General features: G+C 34.1%; 12 protein-coding genes. 3 read left to right on the forward strand and 9 right to left on the reverse strand.

Translation table 11 applies throughout. The features are described 5' to 3' along the window. Positions 1-42 precede the first annotated feature (42 nt). From ACPX19_RS03315 to ACPX19_RS03325, 3 genes are read right to left on the reverse strand one after another with little or no spacing between them, the layout of a single operon-like run. Positions 43-1,122 (reverse strand): diphosphomevalonate/mevalonate 3,5-bisphosphate decarboxylase family protein, encoded by a 1,080-nt coding sequence (locus ACPX19_RS03315; protein ID WP_426431473.1) that lies wholly within the window; start codon positions 1,120-1,122, stop codon positions 43-45. Positions 1,123-1,125: 3 nt separating this feature from the next. Beyond that, the gene (locus ACPX19_RS03320; RefSeq protein WP_426431474.1) at positions 1,126-1,662 is read right to left on the reverse strand and encodes a DUF1697 domain-containing protein; all 537 of its coding nucleotides are present in this window, start codon (positions 1,660-1,662) and stop codon (positions 1,126-1,128) included. After that, positions 1,659-2,870 carry an NAD(P)/FAD-dependent oxidoreductase gene (locus tag ACPX19_RS03325; protein ID WP_426431475.1) on the reverse strand — a complete coding sequence of 404 codons (1,212 nt, stop codon included), beginning with the start codon at positions 2,868-2,870 and terminating at the stop codon, positions 1,659-1,661. The genes ACPX19_RS03320 and ACPX19_RS03325 overlap by 4 nt, the downstream gene beginning before the upstream one ends. A 30-nt stretch (positions 2,871-2,900) precedes the next feature. Between ACPX19_RS03325 and ACPX19_RS03330 the strand changes: the two genes are divergently transcribed. Both ACPX19_RS03330 and ACPX19_RS03335 read left to right on the forward strand, forming a co-directional pair. Continuing rightward, entirely contained in the window at positions 2,901-3,944 is a 1,044-nt protein-coding gene (locus ACPX19_RS03330) for an AbiH family protein (RefSeq protein WP_426431476.1), read from the forward strand. 1 nt (position 3,945) lies between these two features. Further along, entirely contained in the window at positions 3,946-4,755 is an 810-nt protein-coding gene (locus ACPX19_RS03335) for a hypothetical protein (protein WP_426431478.1), read from the forward strand. On the opposite strand, the gene ACPX19_RS03340 is transcribed toward ACPX19_RS03335, so the two are convergent. Further along, positions 4,752-8,465: a metallophosphoesterase gene (locus tag ACPX19_RS03340; protein ID WP_426431480.1), complete on the reverse strand. Its 3,714-nt coding sequence runs from the start codon at positions 8,463-8,465 to the stop codon at positions 4,752-4,754. The genes ACPX19_RS03335 and ACPX19_RS03340 overlap by 4 nt on opposite strands. 25 nt (positions 8,466-8,490) lie before the next feature. After that, complete coding sequence (locus tag ACPX19_RS03345; RefSeq protein ID WP_426431482.1) at positions 8,491-10,053, reverse strand: protein adenylyltransferase SelO; 1,563 nt, start codon at positions 10,051-10,053, stop codon at positions 8,491-8,493. A gap of 171 nt (positions 10,054-10,224) precedes the next feature. Between ACPX19_RS03345 and ACPX19_RS03350 the strand changes: the two genes are divergently transcribed. Continuing rightward, on the forward strand, positions 10,225-11,502 hold the full coding sequence (locus ACPX19_RS03350; RefSeq protein ID WP_426431483.1) for a Pycsar system effector family protein: 1,278 nt from the start codon (positions 10,225-10,227) through the stop codon (positions 11,500-11,502). Here the strand turns inward: ACPX19_RS03350 and ACPX19_RS03355 are convergent. The 4 genes from ACPX19_RS03355 to ACPX19_RS03370 form a co-directional block, all read right to left on the reverse strand. After that, positions 11,492-13,894, reverse strand: coding sequence for a GAF domain-containing protein (locus ACPX19_RS03355; RefSeq protein WP_426431485.1), 2,403 nt, complete (start codon positions 13,892-13,894; stop codon positions 11,492-11,494). The two genes, ACPX19_RS03350 and ACPX19_RS03355, sit on opposite strands and share 11 nt — an antisense overlap. An 82-nt stretch (positions 13,895-13,976) precedes the next feature. Next, on the reverse strand, positions 13,977-16,094 hold the full coding sequence (locus ACPX19_RS03360) for a glycoside hydrolase family 97 protein (RefSeq protein WP_426431486.1): 2,118 nt from the start codon (positions 16,092-16,094) through the stop codon (positions 13,977-13,979). Positions 16,095-16,154: 60 nt separating this feature from the next. Then, positions 16,155-17,834, reverse strand: a complete 1,680-nt coding sequence (locus ACPX19_RS03365) for an alpha-amylase family glycosyl hydrolase (RefSeq protein ID WP_426431487.1) — start codon at positions 17,832-17,834, stop codon at positions 16,155-16,157. A gap of 2 nt (positions 17,835-17,836) precedes the next feature. Further along, positions 17,837-19,246: an alpha-amylase family glycosyl hydrolase gene (locus ACPX19_RS03370; RefSeq protein WP_426431488.1), complete on the reverse strand. Its 1,410-nt coding sequence runs from the start codon at positions 19,244-19,246 to the stop codon at positions 17,837-17,839. Between the last annotated feature and the right edge of the window lie 23 nt (positions 19,247-19,269).

Consider the following 19,269-nt stretch of genomic DNA (forward strand, 5'->3'; position numbering starts at 1 on the left):
TATAAATCTGCTATATAGTTTGCAATCAAGCTTTAAGCTATGTTATTTTTTGATTAATTCGGCACCATTTCCTACATGATCCGTAATAAAATGTCCATTTTGACAATATGCCGCCAATTCATTTTTTATAAATTCTAGGATACTGTCCTTTTCATTTTCAGGGTACAATACATGCACATTAGCACCTGCATCTAATGTAAAACAAATATTAGAATTATTCGCTACTCTAAATTCCCATATTTTGTTTATGATCTGAAGCGTATTTGGTTTCATTAAAATGAAGTAAGGTATACTGGTCATCATCATGGCATGAAGTGTTAATGCCTCACTCTCCACAATTTTTACAAACGCTTTTAAATCCCCTGACTCTAAAACCGTTTTAAGTTTTGCCAAATTATCGTGTGCTTGTGCAAAACGTTGCGTTGCAAAAGGATGACCAAACATGAGCTTATGACCAACAGTGCTGCTCACCTGCTTTTCTCCCTTGTCAACTAAAAGAATTGTATCCTGATAGTTTTTGAAATTAGGATGCAGGTCGCCGTCAAATTTAATACCATATAAATCTGAACTCTCAGTACTTTCATTTTGTCCCCAAACTACCAATTCTCCTTCTATACTTCTGCAGGCACTACCAGAACCTAGTCTCGCAAGAAAAGATGCTTTTTTGTTGAAATAGTCTAAAGTGTCATCTGCCCCTAACTCCTGTTCTATACTCATTAAACATAAGGCCAGAGCACTCATCCCTGAAGCTGAAGATGCAATACCTGAACTATGCGGAAACGTATTAGCAGTATCAATTTTAAAATGATAATCTCTTAAAAAAGGGACATAATCTTCTACGCGCTCAAAAAATGTTCTAATTTTCGGCTCGAAAGCTTCGTTTTTTTTACCCTCAAAATGTACCTCAAAACTAAAATCTGACGTTTCTTTTTTAGTGTAAGTGACTTCTGTAATGGTTTTACAATTTGATAGTGTAAAACTTATGGATGGATTCTCTGGTATTTGATTTTCTCTTTTTCCCCAATATTTTATTAGAGCAATATTACTTGGAGAAGACCATTTTACTGAACCATTTTCTATACTAGAATTGTAATTTTTTAAAATAAAATCTTCAGCTCTCATTATTTAATTTTCTGACGACAAAGATAGTAACTTTAGTATTGTTTTATAGTTCCTTGCAGTTGCATTGACATTTAGCCTTTTTTCAAAATAATTAAGATTAAATTTTGCATTGCCATAACCTTTATCTGAATAGAAATAAATACAATCATTTATAATTTTATACTCCTCATTTTCATAGGTTTTCTCATAAGCTTTTTGAACTAAGTCTTCTTTTGGGTAATGAGATAATATTCCAAAATAGCTGTAGATTTTTTTATCTTCGGAAAACGGACAATCATAAACTATTTTTTGCAACTGTTGTCTGTTTCTCACCATTACTGAAACTTCAAAACCAAAATGGTCGATAATCAACTTTTGAATTGAATTTTCTATCTCTTTGGCATTAGTTTCTGTAACTTTAAATATCACATTACCGCTTTGTATGTAAGTTTTTACATTAGAAAATCCAATCTTGGTTAGCAGATCTCTTAACTCTGCCATTGATACTTTTCTGTGCCCACCGACGTTTATCCCTCTTATTAAAACTATGTAAGTTTTCATTTTTCCACAATTGATTCCGATACAATATATGCACCTGTCCAAGCATTCTGAAAGTTAAATCCGCCCGTAACCGCATCTACATTAATAACTTCACCTGCAAAATATAAGTTTGGGATGAGCTTGCTTTCAAAGGTTTTAAAGTTGATTTCTTTTAAATCAACTCCGCCTGCTGTAACAAATTCTTCCTTAAATGTACTTTTTCCGATAACTTGAAAAATAGCTTGTGTTAACTCCTCCGCTAAAGCAGTCAGTTGCTCTTTATTGAGATCTGCCCAACGTTCATTTTCTGAAATATTTGAAGCTAAAACTAGTTTTCTCCACAATCGTTTTGGCAAATTGAACTGTGTAGTTCCAAAAATCTGTTTCTTGGCTAATTCTTGTTTTAAATCTTTTAGATGATTTAAACAGTCTTCAAAATCTTTTTTTATAAAGTTAACTTCAATCTTAAAATTATAATTAAGTTTTGCGAGTTCTACTGCGCCATAAGCTGATAGTTTTAAAATTGCTGGTGCACTCATACCTACATGCGTTACCAACAAAGGACCTTCTGAAACAAGATTGGTTCCCAAAACTTTTATGTAAACGTTCTGTACCACAACACCTGGTATATCTTCAATACGCTTATCTTTTATATCAAAAGTAAACAACGAAGGTACTGGTGGAATAATGGTGTGCCCTAAATCTTCTAAAAGCTTCCATATTTTTGGATTACTACCTGTTGCCAAAACTATTTTTTTAGCTTCAATATCACCTTGTGATGTATTAACTATAAATCCGTTATCAAGTGGTTTTATTAATTTTAAAGAGTGGTTATATAACACCTCGACCTTGTGCTTTTTGGCTTCAAACAAGAAGCAATCTATTATGGTCTGAGACGAATTTGAAATAGGAAACATTCTGCCATCTTCCTCAATCTTTAATTCTACACCACGTTCTTCAAACCAAGTAATGGTATCACCTGTCATAAATCTATGAAATGGCCCTAGCAATTCCTTTTCACCACGCGGATAATTTTGCACTAATTCTGATGGCACAAACTCAGCATGCGTTACATTGCAACGTCCTCCACCAGATATTTTGACCTTTTGCAAGCCTTCTTTTGCTCGCTCTAAGATTGCAACTGATAATTCAGGATGCTTTTCCGCTATGTTTATTGCAGCAAAGAATCCTGCTGCTCCTCCTCCAATAATTATTATATCAAAATACATATATTTATAGACAATGTAATTTTAGTTTTTATGAGTTCCTACTTAGACATGAACAATTTATTAATTATTGGCAATGGTTTTGATTTAGCACATAATTTAAAAACTCGGTACACAGATTTTATAAACTACATCATTGAGTCTAATATAAATGATGAGTTACAATATAAAGATTTAATAAAAATTTCTAGATCAATTTCATCATTAGATTTCTTTAAAAAGGCTGTAAATGGTAAATATCATAATCCATTTGCATGCTACAATAAGTTTTTTAAACTATTAATTAGTGATAACTTTTTAGACAATTGGTGTGATATTGAAAAAAGATATTATGATGTGTTAATGAACTTTGATATATGTGGTTATGACAACATTAATCAGTTTCATGAAGATTTCGAGGTCTTAAAAAATCATTTATCCCTTTATCTTGAAAAACAACAAGTTAACCCTACCAAAATAGAGTCTTATTCATATTTATTCAAAAAGCTAATAAATGATGAGAAATCTACAATATTAAATTTCAATTACACAAATACTTTAAGCAATTACTCTGACGAAAGTAGTGTAATAAAAAATAAAAAATTCATAAATATTCATGGCCAAGTCAATAACAATAGTAATCCTATAATATTTGGATTCGCAGCAGATGATGAAGAGTCAAGAACTCTCATTAATTATGGAAATAGAGAATATATGCGTTATATTAAAAAACAATGTTACAAGAAAACTAATTGTGAAGATAATCTTAGGTCTTATTTAAATGATACAAGTAATATAAATGTTTTTATAATTGGACATTCATGTGGAATTTCAGACAAACTCATTCTAAATCAAATTTTTAATCACGAGAATATTAAATCGATTTATGTTTTGTTTTATGAAAATTACGAAAAGTTCTTTGAGACTCAAGTGAATATTGATAGAATAATGAATAACGATAATAATTTCAGAAAATTAAAATCTTTTGAATCTTCGACTCGAATGCCGCAAAAAGATGATGATAATAAAGAACATGAGGAGTTCGTTAAGTTTGTAGATAAATTAATAAAGGAAAACACTAAAACGATCATTATTTGAGATGTTAAAGTTTAAAAAACTATTATTAATTATCTTCTTTACGGTTTCTTGCCAGTCCTCTGGTCAATTAAAACTAGAAGGAAGCATAAATAATGCTCTTGAAGAGGCATCTGCAGCTGAAACTATCCCACAATCCCCTCTCATCTGGACGATTGAAGATGCAGGCAACGATAACAACCTATATGGACTGAATACTAGTGGAAAAATTGTAAAACAAATTGCCGTTTTAAACGCCAGTAATATTGACTGGGAAGATCTAACGTCTGACGAGCAAGGTAATTTATACATTGGTGATTTTGGTAATAATAATGAAAAACGAAAGCATTTTAGAATCTTAAAAATTAATCATAAAGATTTAAGCAAAAAGGTAACTAATGCCGATATCATAGAATTCACACTACCTAAGAAACAAGATTCTAAGGATTTTGAAGCCTTTTTTCTATTTGAGGATTCATTTTACATTTTTAGTAAAGAAACCAAAAAATTTATTGTACTTAAAGTTCCTAATTCACCTGGTAAACATGAAGCGACTATAATTACTGATTTTAATTTAGACGGAAAAGACAACAAAATTACTTCGGCTGACATCAGTGATGACGGCAAAAGCATAGTACTTCTAAATCATGATAAATTATGGAAAATTACTGGATTTGAAAAGGATGACTTTTTCTCGGGGAATATTGAAGAACTAGGTTTTGACCATAACTCACAAAAAGAGGGCATTTGTTTTAAAAACAGTTCTCAGGTTTATATCACAGATGAGCGCAATGGTGTCGAAGGAGGTAATATTTACAGTTTTAAACTCAATTAAAAATTAAGCCCAAAGCCAAATGAAAATCTTAGGCCATCTTCACCAGTAAAAAAGTTAAAAGTACCAGCTACTGCATCTGCTGCCGCTACCCAAAATCCGCCTCCATAGGAATTATGCCATTTTTCCGAACTATCGTTCTTAACCCAAACTCTACCCACATCCAAACCTGAAAAAACACCAATTTGCATCGGAAACCATCCTGTTTTAAAAGTATTAAAACTGTATCTTAAATCAGCGTTAGTGACCAAGGCATTTTTACCAGTAAAACGTTCTCTTCTGTAACCTCTTAGACCTGTGCCATCTCCAATATTGGCTCCTTGAAAAAACAAAAAGTCATCACCAAAACGTAGCTGGGTTCTAACATCGGTTTTTAGAACCAGCTTTCTATCAACACTTAAAGCATTGTAAAAACCAAGATGCGCATTAATATATCCGAATAAATTCTTGAATTCTTCAACTTCTGTTTTTGTGCCTGCAATAAAATTAAAGTCCATTCCACGTGATGTTGCAATCTCATCATCAGCACTATGGTAATTATATTCAGCTTCAAGAGCGGTAAACAAGCGTCTTTCAAAAAAATCTTCGTCAGTGGCGGGAGCAATATCTGAGATAAATCTGTTATTTGTGTCTTCTAATTCAATACCTTCAAAGACTGCTTTAAATCCATATTCACTTCCATATCCTGAATTTCTAATGGCACCAATATTAACAGCAATGATACTAGTTTTAACCCTGTTGTAATCCAACCCCAAATCATCATCATTGTTTACAGTTTCATTACCAAAACCAAAAAAATTGTTAGTGAAATTTTCACTCGTAAAAATACCGCCTAACTTTAAATTCCAATTTCCAAAAATATTGGCAAATTGCCCCTCATACCTCAGATCAAAGCCTTCCGTTGCAAAATAGTATCCTGATCTAAATTTATGTTGCTGTGAATATGGGTTACGCTCAAAACCCCTTGTCGTTTTGGTAACACTTAAGCCAACTTTTAAACCATCATCAGGATTAAAACCAATACTTGGTGTTATAATACTAGTCCGAGATATAAATTTTTGAAAATCATAAAGATTAGAAATGTAGTCGTCTGTAAACTTCAACTGCCCACCTTTGTTAAGTTTTACTGTGTTTTCTTTAGACTTATGGTCATAAACTTTTATACGTCTTCCATTATTTATGATATAGGTGTCATTACCTTGTCCTCCAATGAGTCTTATATAAATTAAGTTATTGGCTTTACCATTAACTTCAAATATATCGGTATCATCTAGGCCATAAACCCAGATTTCTTTGGTAGTATCTCTGTGGTACGTTCTATCGACAATAACATCTGCCTTTTCACCATCCTTATTACGCCAAATTTGAACTCTCGTTTCTTTGTCCGCTACTCTGGTAATTGTTATGTAATCGTCTTTATCAGTTGCAGTGAGTATAACTAATTCATCCAAATAGTCTGAATAACGCGATGCAATGTCCATTAAATTATCGCGTCGTCCTTTAAGTTTTGCCTTGATATCTTCAATGGTTTCATCTTGAATTTCCTCTGGCAAATTTGAAAAAGCGTCTTCTATGACCTCGTTTGTAATTTCATTTTGAAGAAATTGAGCTTGCTCAAGCCAAATCGATTTGTCTACCCTTTTTATTAATGCTTTGTCTAGTTTATGACCTGCATTGTTCATCCACTCGATATCTTTTAACTCTGTATCATACACCTGAAGTTGATTTGTTGCGGTAGAAATGGCTCGTCCAATATCTAGAAGAGTCCCATCGAAATTAGAAAATACCTGATCCCTATCTCTAGGTATCGGTCTGTAGAGTTTATCACCATTGGGCTGATCGAATTGAGCCCAACGCCATTGGTCTTGGTGACGGTCCCAATCCCCAAGAAGCATATCAAATAATCGTGCCCTCACAAAAGCTACTTCATCTATTTTATATTCTTCGTCTTTTCTTATCTTTTCAATGATATCATGTGTACTCTCAATATCATCTGCATATCCAAAATTCTTTTCGTTAGAGTAATGGTCTTCTGGACGCTCCTCAATCATGTAAAGCTCATCCCCATACTCATCATTATACTTACCTAGGTGTTGGTGTTTGGGAATATAGTACAATTTCGGATTGGTGTGCAGTACTTTTGCAGCATCAGATAGTTTTGGTACTGCCAAAAACGCATAAGGGTGAGCTGCGGTATAAAAATCCAAAATCAAATCCTCAACAATAGTTTCATCAAACTCATTCTCTATAAAGTTATCCTTAAATACTACAGTTTGGATGTACTGGGTAGCACTCTTTCTTAAGGCCCTCATATTCAGTTCTCGGCCATCTTTCAACTTTAATCTTAGCGAACGTGTTTGATGGCCTCCTCCTTTACGAACAACTTCCAAACCTCCATATAAGGTGTCTAACGTAGCTACTTTGGCGGTAATTTTTTTGCTGTAAACATCACGGTAGTTTTCACCCCAAATAGACTTAAAAAATCCTGTTTTTTCCGTTTCTTCTTTTGAGTAAATTGAAACTTCAACTGCATTAGGAAAGCTAACTGGTAATGTAGAAACATCAAATTCCGGTTGGTTTGGCGGTATAATCTCTTTTTGAAAAATGGGTTTTGGCTCACCATTCTCAGCACTAAAAAATTGTACCCAAGAACTGCCATCTTTGTAAACCACAAGTTTTGCAAAGCCTTGTCTGCCATAAGAAAATAAGCCATTATCACTAAGTGTTGCATATGACTCCTTTGCACCAGAGCCTGAGACAATCTGCTTTATTCTGCCTTCTTCAATGTATTGCAAAGTATGCTCATGACCAGATACAAAAACCAATTTAGGGCTATCTACAGCGAGTGTCTCTAAACGCTTCATCAATTCATTATAACGCTCATTGTAGCGATCTTGAATAGACACTCCTCCTTGCGTTCTAATTTGGGCGACAACCGTTGCTAAACCTGGCATAGGGATTTTCTTCTGACCAGGAAAAATATGTTTTGAAGCTGCAAACTGACCTCCGTGTACACCATTGGTGTACATTGGGTGATGCATTGCAAATACAATAGTTTTATTCTGCGCTTTTTTTAATTCTCCTTCGACTTCTAAGAAGAAACGTTCCCTGGTTTTTATTTCACATTCGTCATTAATTCCAGGATTGTCATTCCAATTTTCTAAATACCATTGTGTATCTATAATAATCAACTGAACCGTTTCACTAACATCTATACTCTTAAGCGGACAGCCGTTTTCGGGCTGAAAAGTATTTTTCCCTAGTGCCTTTTCGATGTACTTTTCTTGACGTTTTACCCCTTTTATTCCGTCCGCATACCAATCATGATTCCCAGGAATAAAAATCGTTTTGCCTTCAAAAGCCTCAACCGCTCCAATTTGTGCATTAAGAGCGTTCTCTGCCTCATTTCTGTATTTATGGTCTTTACTTGGCAGACCTGCTGGATAGATATTATCTCCTAAGTAAATGGTATAATCTTCATTGGAGTCGCTCTGAGCAGCAAGATGTTTTTTAAAGGCCGATAGGGCATCCGAATATCCATTCATAGGTGATTTACCAGCGTCTCCAACCAAATAAAATACGTTGTCTATAGATTTATCAGGTAAATTTTGAATCATAAAATTATCCAGAGCATATTGTGCTTTATATGTGGCACAAGCCTGACTTAATAAGACTAAAACAAGTATTGTAATTTTTCTGTATATCAATTTCATTATACGTTTTAAAACTTAATCAAAGTTACGAACTGCAAGACAACATGGAACAGCCTACTTTGTGCCTAGCCCATTCCGGACGTTTGGCAAACCATTTTTCGTATTTTGGCTGGTCTTTGTATGGTTTTTTCAACATATTGAATAATTCATCAATTAAACTGTAGTCACCTTCATTGGCCTTATCAATAGCTAACTGAGCCATATAGTTTCGCAAGACATATTTAGGGTTAACTGCATTCATTCTTATCTGTCGTTGTTGGTCAGTTGAGACCTCTAACTGTAACCTTTTGTCGTAGGCTTCAAACCAAACTTTCCATTGGGTATCAATGCTATCTTTAATCTCATTTGGATGATAAAAAGCCTTTTCAATAAGCTTAAGCCCATCAGCCTCTTTCCCTCTCTCAAAAGAAGATAATAAGCGATAAAATATAGTCATGTCTGTTTCGGATAACAAAAGACATTCTTCTAAATCTTCAATCAACTTTTTATCTTCTTCTTTCTTTAATTCCAAGCCTAACTTTGAGCGCATCATATCCAAAAACTGGATTTCAAATTCTGTTTGATATTGATTTAAAATGGTTTCAAAGGGTTCTGCCTCTTCAATTAAAGGATATAGAGCATTTGCCAATTGCAGTAAATTCCACAGTGCAATATTGGGTTGATTACCATAACGATAGCGCTTTTGCTCTCGATCTGTAGTATTTGGTGTCCATCCAAAATCAAAACCTTCTAACCATCCGTACGGACCATAATCTATAGTTAAACCTAGAATAGACATGTTATCGGTATTCATAACTCCATGCACAAACCCTACGCGCTGCCAATGGATTATCATATTTAAAGTTCTATTCGTAACTGCTTTAAAAAACTTGATATACGTCTCCTTTGAAGGTGTACCGAGTTCTGGGTAAAAGTATTTAATCGTATAGTCGGTTAGTTTTCTGAGATTTTCAGTATCATTTCTAGCCGCAAACAATTCAAAATTACCAAACCGAACAAAGCTTGGTGCGACTCTGCACACAATTGCCCCTTTTTCGTAGGCTGCATTGCCATTGTAAAGCACATCTCGTAGCACATCATCTCCTGAAAGCATTAAACTTAATGCTCTTGTTGTGGGTACTCCTAAATGATGCATGGCTTCACTGCACAGATATTCCCTTACCGAAGATCTTAAAACCGCTAAACCATCACCTTGTCTAGAATAAGGTGTTTCCCCTGCCCCTTTAAGTTGCAGGGCCCATCGTTTTTTGTCGTGAACTACTTCAAACAGATTAATTGCTCTACCATCACCTAACTGTCCTGCCCAATTGCCAAATTGGTGTCCTGCGTAGGCCATGGCATAAGACCGAGTATTTTCATAAACTTGAGCACCAGAGAAGATATTTAAAAATATTTTAGATTCAACATCTATTGTAGAAACACCTATATTTTCTAACATTTCCGGTGAAACATGAATTAATTTGGGGTTTGAGGGTACTTTTGGTTTTACAAAAGAATACATTGCACCAAATACTTTCCGTCTTGTATTTTCCAAATTGGTATCAGGCGTTAACTCTCTATTAAAGGTGTCTTCAATACTTAAATTCATAAAATGAAATTAACTTCTGTTTTGAGCAATAATACGCTTCTTCATTTTCAAACTATCCATACGCTTTGTCTGATTTATAAAAATACAACTTAGTCACTAGTAACTACACTAATTAAATGTTAAGTCTTGTAATTTTCGTAATTTAGACCTAATTAATAATCTACATTACTTATGGAAAAGTCTCTTATTAAAGACACACAAGACTATGTTTTTAATCTTCTTACTGATCAACTTCCAAATACATTTATCTACCATAACTACACACATACCCAACGTGTTTTAAAAAGCACCAAAGAACTGATAGAAAACTCTGAGCTTACAAAAGAAGAAGCCGAAATACTAGAACTCGCCGCCTTATTACATGATATTGGCTATACTGTTAGCCCTGAAAACCATGAAACTGAAAGCGTTAAACTTTCAGAAACGTTTTTGAAGAAAAAAGGGGTTGAAGAACAAACCATTAAAGCTGTTTCAGATTGTATAATGGCAACAAGATTTGATAAAGAACCTACTAACAACCTTGAAGAAATTATTAGAGATGCAGATGCTTCGCATTTTGGAAAAAAGTATTTTGATGAAGCCAGCGAATTTCTAAGAAAAGAACTAGAACTGCGCGGCATTAAAAGCTACACCCCTGCGGAATGGCGTACAGAAAATATTAAAGTTTTAACCGAACACAGTTTTTATACGGAATACGCCTTAAAAAACTGGCAGCCAAGAAAGGAAAAGAACCTGGCTAAATTAATGGGTAAAAAGAAAAAGCGTAAAAAGAAACTCGATGTAGAAAAATTAAAAGCAAAATACAAAGCACAATATAAAAATGAAAGTCCAGAGCGTGGTGTACAAACGTTTTATAGAACTGCTCTAAGAAATCACATTAAATTAAGTGACATTGCAGATACAAAAGCTAATATTTTATTATCTGTCAATGCTATTATTATCTCAGTCGTATTAGCCAATCTTATTTCTAAATTAGACAACAATCCATACTTAACATGGCCAACTATCATTTTTTTGTTCTTTTGTGTGGTTTCTATGGTGCTTTCTATCATAGCCACCAGACCGAACGTTACTAGTGGACAGTTTACTAAGGAAGATGTCAAAAACCAGAAAGTAAACTTAAGCTTCTTCGGTAATTTTCATAAAATGGATCTAGAGGAATTTGAATGGGCCATTATGGAAATGGTTAAAGATAAAGATTACATTTATAAGGCTTTAACTAAGGATCTTTACTTTTTGGGGAAGGTTTTAGAACGAAAATATAGATTATTACGCATAACCTACACCGTTTTTATGATAGGGATTATCATTTCATTGATGGCTTTTGCATTTGCCGTAAAAAATAATCCAAATGTTGATATCGAAGATGTTTTTCCTAAATCCAATACTGAAACCAGTTCTACATCTATTAGGAAAAACATAAATGATACTTTTAAATTTATGATTTAATGGTTTCCATTAGATCATCATAGGTATAGAATTTCTTATCATCTTCTGCATTGTGATATAGAATACTCACCCGCAATGCTTTTAAACCTGTTACACCTTGCAACTCTTCCAATTGTAAAACCTCTAAATCCTTATCAAGAACATTTTTTGATTGAAGAAAACCAATGTATCTTTTGTACTCTTCTTCATCTTCTTTCTGCGAATAAACAATAGTTAGTTTACCATTCTTGGTCACTCGCTTTTTTGTACCCTTGATAAATGCCTTATCCACTCGTTTTTTCACAACTTCATAACGCGCATTATAAGTACCATCAACATCAAATCGCTTTTCATCCATTCTAAAGCGAATTGAAAGTGGTTGATTAAAGACCAATACCATAGAAGCCACATCTAAACTGATGGGATATTCATGTTGATTGTGATAGTAGACATTTTCCATTTCGCACATTACCTGTAATTGCCATAACCTTAGGTTGTATAGGTAAATCATGTTAAAGCTATCGTGCTTGGTAATAGATTCTCCTATATACATATTGTGTTCTACACCATCAGTTTTAAAACGCTCAAAGAAATGTGGATACATCTTTTGGGCTTCAACCTGCTTTTCATCTAATAGAGAAGACATGTTGGTGTTTATCAATTTAACTGTGTCGTCATATAGTTTTCTATAAAAATAGATGACATCTAAATCTTGATCAACTTTGCTGAAGTAATCGTTTATATCGTTTTCTAGTTCAGGTTCTGTTTGAGCTATCAATTCGAAAACAGGTTTAATTTCATCTCTTAAAAACACGGTAATCTCATGCTCACTATCTACTTTAAAATTCGTTTTAATAGCGGTACAATAAGCATTTACCTGAAATTTTATTTGCTCAAAAATTGGAAGCTCCTTTTTTTGAAGTGTTTTCTTTAAAATTTTCTCAGCTAAACTCAATTGAAGTGATAAGTCCTTTTGTGTTGCTTCATTCCTTGCATGAGATGACCCTTTAACATCAATTTGCCCAAATAAGGGATAGACATCATCAAAAGCAATTTTCTTAAATGTTGGTGTTTCCCCTGTATTATATTCTGTTTTTATATAATCTTTTGCCTCCTGCACAAATCGCCAATGCACACTAGGATGTATTGAGGTGCATTCTTTTTGTATTATAGCCTCAATTAAATTCGCCTCCTCATTCTTTGAACGCTCCACCGCCGACACGATATAAGGCATAATGTCTACAAGCTTATTAGCATTAATACTATTTAAAACTTTTGGCTCTTTTGAGACAATTTCTAATATACCCATCAACCCAGTTTCGTTGGCTATTGGGGCAAAAATGGCACTTTTATATCCTTGGTCGTGCAGTACTTTAATATGTGGTGATTTACCTTTAGAGCGCTTATGAATCTTATCCACATCTGAAATTGAAAAATATGTATTCTCTTTAAGCAGTCTATTGTAAGACCACTTGCAGAGCGCATCTTCACAAGGCAATCGTTCTTCTTTATTTAATAAAAAGCTGTTCATACCTGCACCGTAGACGCGCTCAAACACACCTTCTTCTTCGTTGTAAATAGAGAAACCTACTTCAAGATTTTTAAACCCAAATAATGATCTAAAGATTTCATGAAAACTTTTTATAAAGCTTTCATCTTTACGCTTATCGTCATGTATTAATGAAGATTTAATATTTGATATCGATTGGTCATCAGTAACATCAAAAATATTAGAAATTACAAAGCCTTTAAATTCATAGCTATTTGGCGGAAATTTTTTGCGCCACAATTCAATATTTTCAAAATTATCTAATAACTCTTCATAATCATCAGCTGTAATGACTGGTGCCGAGTCTTTTGGTATGATTTCAACAAAATCGGCATTGTACAAAATTTTGTAATATCGAGTTATGCCATTAGCATCAGGAATTTCGTAGAAAAATGGACGCTTAAAATTTAGATTATAGCCATAACAAAAATTGAGAATGATGGTACATGCAATGATGTACCTTTGATCTTGTGGCATATTCTTAATCTGCAATTCAAAATCTTTACCAGCTGTTTTTAGAATAGACCGAAAGCGCTCAGAAGAATTAAAAATAATGTCTTGAAAAGGAACTGATGCTGTCTTGATTTCATTTTTTGTTAAGATGGGACTAAACGCATCTTGTAATAATCCTCCAATCTCTTTTTCATAGGTTTTCAACAACGTAATGTCACTGAAACCTTCTCTTAGAATAGGATTTTTGCTAGCAATGTCTAACACACGGCGTGCATTAGCAGCAATAAAGTCATTATCTGCATCAATTAATTGCTGATACTGTTTAAGTAACTTATTAAAGCCTACTTTAACAGTAAAGGGTGAATCTATATTATCGTTAATGTCCAAATCGTAATCTTTCTTTATAAACAAAGGTACAATATTTAAAGTAGTCGGTTCTAGTTAGACCACCTTACATACTACTTATAACATTAAATTAAACGAACAAGATAGATTAGTCTAACCTTATTACGCTAATGGCAAAACCACCACCTTCAGCTAATCTTACACTTAGTTTTGAGTCTTTTGAAACCGTAATTTTTTCAATGGTTATATCCAGAGGATTATCATTCCAATGCGCATTCTCCCCATCTTTGTAGATGGTAGCTTCATACTTTTGGTTCTCATCTAAAAAGTCTAAAGTTAAATCCAGGTTTCTTGAATTTTCATCTGTAATACCACCAACAAACCAATCTCCTGTTTTGCGCTCTTGCCTTGCTATGGTTACATAATCACCTACTTCTCCATTTAACACTTTGGTTTGTTGCCAGTCTACTCCAACATCTTTTATAAATTGAAGTGGTTCTGGATTGGCTTCATAATGCTCTACCAAATCAGCTGCCATTTGAATTGGACTGTAAATCACAACATATAATGCCAATTGCTGAGCAATGGTTGTGTTTACTTGATTGTTTGGCTTATATTCATCAAACTTAATATTGAAAATACCTGGTGTATAATCTATTGGACCTGACAGCATCCTTGTAAAAGCAATTATTGGTAAATGCTCTGGCGGATTACCACCATCACTTGACCATGCATTAAATTCTTGACCTCTCAAACCTTCGCGAGAAATGATATTAGGATAAGTTCTTCGAAGACCTGTTGCTTTTATTGGCTCGTGCGCATTGACTGCAACTTGATATTTAGCTGCTTTTATTGCTGCATTGTTATAGTGATTTACCATATACTGTCCATGGTGATATTCTCCTTTAGGAAGTATCTTACCTACATAGCCAGACTTTACCGAATGCATACCATACTTCTGCATTAAGGCATAAGCCGTGTCCTGTTGCTTGGTATATGTTTCAGTGGCTGCAGAAGTTTCGTGGTGCATTATGATTTCTATACCTTTTTCCTTGGCATATCGTGTTACCTCATCCAAATTGTAATCTGGATAAGGCGTAACAAAGTCAAATACTCCTTCTCGATCTTCAAATCCAATCCAATGTTCCCAACCTGTATTCCAACCTTCAACCAGGACTCCTCCTATGTTATTTTTTGCTGAAAAGTCTATAAAGCGTTTTACATTTTCAGTAGATGCTCCGTGTTTTCCGTGTGCTTCTCCTGTATCAACCCAATTGCCATTATCATCTCTAGTCATTCCATAATCCCAAGACGATTTCCCTAAGTGCATTTCCCACCAAACTCCAGTATATTTCATTGGTGTAAACCAAGACATATCATGTATTTTGGTTGGTTCATTAAGATTTACAATTAAGTTAGAGGCAATTAAATCTGGTGCATTATCTGTTATTTGAATAGTTCTCCAAGGTGTCTTAAAAGGTATTTGACGTTTAACTTTATAATCTGTATTATCAGAACCAACCAAGATGCTTTCAAAGCTTAAGTTATCAGTATCTACACCAAGCGTCATTCCTGAATAATCCACTAAACCTGCTTCATGAAAACTTAGATGCAGTCCATCATCACCAACCAAAGTTACAGGTGTATTTACCGCATTATTTGGAATACTTGTTTGAGCTAAATCCTTATGATTTGCAAATTGCAAGGCGTCTATTTCAGAGAGCTTTGTTGTGTTATACAAGTGTTCATAAATATCCCAATCTCCAGGTATCCAAAATGTTTTGTAATCTTGAGTAAGATTGAATTGTGTTTTTTCTTCTTTTATTAAGGCTTCTGTCCAACCATCTTGTTGTTGAAATTCGTATCTAAAACCAATACCATCATCATGAACTCTAAACACAATATTAACAGATCTTTCTGTATCCTTTTCAACTAAAAAAACAATCAATTCGTTATACTCATTTTCTACTTTTAGTTGTTCTCCCCAAGGCATTTCCCAAGGGTCGTTTTTTGAAACTGTTCCGAAAGCTTTTATTTCGAAATTGTCTTTAAGCGGTTCGGCATCTGTAAACTCAAATCCTAAAAAAGAGGTATCTACTACGACTTTATTTTTAAATAGTACTTGATATGTTGGTTCACCTTTTTCAGTTAGGTTAAAATTAACCGTTATCGCTTCGTTTGGTGAACTGATGCTTGCTTTCTTGAGTGACGAACTACAAGCAACCATTAGAAATGTTATTGCAATTAATAAAAGTCTTTGTTTCATGATAGAATGTTATGATTTTAAACTATAAAGTTTCAAAATTAGACTTTATAGGTTTTTGTTTTAATACCTTTCAATAAGTACAATATTGAACTCAGAATCTATCGCTATTTTTCCGTTTTTTACAGTTGCCTCTAAACCTGAATATGCATCGTAAAGTTTATCACCTTCTTCAAAAATTTTGGAAACATCAATCAATTTTTTTCCTTTAGGCAAATCTAAACCTACAACTACCAAATCTTTAAAATTTCCTTGTTGATAGCTTCTATAAAATAAATAAGGTTCTTGAGTTATCATTTGGTGCGTACCAGCTCCAATAGCAGGATGATGCTCTCTGAATTTACCTAATTTTTGCCAGTGGTTTAAAATTTTCTTGGTTTTTGCATCTGAACTAACAGCTTCCCAATTCATAAACGAACGCAAGGTTGCATCACCTTGCGCACCTTCAATAACTAAAGATCTTGCGGATTCATCACCATAATACACTTGCGATGTTCCTGGTGACAACAAAAGTTTATTGGCTGTTTCAAATGGCCTTTCTCTTGAAGGATCAAAAGGACTGCCATCATCGTGAGAGCTTAAATAGTTTAAGATGCCGAAGCCATTTAATTCATTATTCAATATATGAGAATATCTTTTAAACAGTGTTTCGTAGTTGCTTTCTTTGGCATTCCATTTGAATTCAAAATTAATTTGCTCAGTAAACATATCATCGTAGTAGTTCACTTTTTTATCACCATAATCAAACATCTTTCCACCACTTATACCATAGTTGTATACCTCGCCCACTAAATAAAAATCATTATTATCTAAAACTCTATCTGGATTGTTCATTTTGTATTGTGCAAAGGCATAATCGCATTCTTTTTTGAATTCTTCCCAAACATACGCTTCGGTATGCTTTACGGTATCTGCTCTGTAGCCATCTATACCAAACTCAGTAATGTAATCCGTAAGCCATTTCATGATATAAAAACGTGGCGCTCTTGGATGACCTGTTCTCTCAAAAAATTCGTCTAATTCTTTTACCTCTTGTTCGTAACGTCCTTCTGCCTTCCATTTTTCAACTAACTGAGGCGGTATTTCTACATTTTCGTTGCTATCGGTTTTAATATCTGGTAAATTTTTTACCAAGGTGCAAGTTACTGTGTTTTCGTAGTTATCATACTTACACTGTGGACTTGTTCTTACCCAATCCTCTGGCCAAACAGGATCTTTTTCAGTAACAGGACCTGTGTGGTTAATCACAGCATCTAAAACAACTCGAATACCTTTATTGTGAGCTGCTTTTACTAACTCGTGTAAATCTTCTTTTGTGCCATAATTTGGATCTATGTTTGTCCAATCCTTAGTCCAATACCCATGAAAACCGTAAGTGACTCCAGTACCTTCGTCAGTTCCTCCGTGAATCTGCTCTACAATTGGTGTCATCCAAATGGCATTAATGCCTAAATCGGTGAAATAACCTTCATTAATTTTTTGGGTAATGCCTTTAATGTCTCCACCTTCAAAACCTCTAAGCTTACCTGTTTCTTTCGTTCTGTCGAAGTTGATATCATTAGATGTGTCCCCATTATTAAAACGATCTGTCAGTAGAAAATAAAGATTAGCTCCTTCCCAATCAAAAGGTATTTGTTGAACACTTTTTTCTTGAGTATTAGCCTCCGCTATATCTGAATTTTGATTGTTTTTGCAGCTCATCATTGCTAGAATGATAAGTACAATCCATCTCTTATTTTGCATTTTTATTTGATTAAAATATGATATTGCCATGGATCTATTCTAAATGGATTACTTGTTAATTCGGCTTTTGTGTTTCTTATATAATCCAAATAAATACCTTTAGGTAGAATTATTGAGCTTTCTTTATCAGAAAAATTACCAACAAACAATAGTGTCTGTCCCTCTTTAGAACGCTCAAATATTAGAACATCTTTTTCTGCATCCAATCGCTTATAGGTTGCTGCATTTTTTCCACCATGTAATGCTGGATTGGTGTTTTTAAGCTCACCTAACTTCTTTAGATAATCAAAATATTTCCCTTTTGTTTTTGGAATAGAATCCTTTTCAAAAAACTTAAGACGATGGTCTAAATCGTACTCTTGCCCACTGTAAATTAATGGCATACCTGGCATCAAATATTCAAGTGCTGTAAACAATTCCTTTTTGTCACCCATTCGTTCTTTTATGGTTCCGCTCCAAGAATTTTCATCGTGGTTGGTAATAAAATTCATTAAGATATCATCTTGGTCGTAGTCTTTGTTAATTTTAGCTATGTAAGCATCAAAATCTGCAACGGACTTTTCGCCTTTTGCCAAACCATTCATCGCATGATGGCCATCCCAAGCGTAAGCCATATCAAATAGATTTCCATCCAACAATTCTGGTTCCCAAGCTTCTGCCAACATAAAAACATCTTTCTCACTTCTTAATTTAGAAATGGCTGTTTCCCAAAAATCCAATGGAACAGAACCTGCAACATCACATCTAAAGCCATCAACACCTTCTTCTTTTATCCAATACAACATATCCTCAATCATTTCCTTTCGCATGTCTAGATTGTCGTAGTTTAAATCTGCAACATCTGTCCAATCCGTACCTTCTGGATGAATAACTTCACCTTTTTCATTTTGAGTGTAATATTCTGGATGGTTTTTTAACCACTCGTGGTCCCAACCTGTGTGATTTGGAACCCAGTCTAAAATGACATAAATACCATTATCGTGAGCTGTTTTAACTAATTCTCTAAAATCTTCTTTATTGCCAAATTCGGGGTTTATTTTTTTAAAATCCGTTACAGCATAATAACTTCCTAAGTATTTTGCACGCTCCTCAACAGGAAACTCTGAGGCGAACTTCCCTCCTGTTGCTTTACGTTTAGTTTCCGAAATTGGAAATACTGGCATTAACCAAATTACTTTTACTCCCAATTCTTTTAGGGTTGGAATATCCTTGGTAAATTCATCAAAAGTACCCTCTGGTGAATATTGGCGAATATTGGCTTCATAGATTACTGCTGTTTCCAAAATCTCATCTGAAATCGGTTCAATTTCAACACTCGTTTTTGGTCCGTCTTCTATTTTATCTTCTTTTTTTTCTTCCTTGCAGGATAGCATTAATACCATAATGCAGATCAGTGTGATTAGTTGTTTCATTTTAAGTTGTTTTTAAAAGTGCG

This window comes from Winogradskyella sp. HB-48, from assembly GCF_049942685.1.
Lineage (GTDB): Bacteria > Bacteroidota > Bacteroidia > Flavobacteriales > Flavobacteriaceae > Winogradskyella.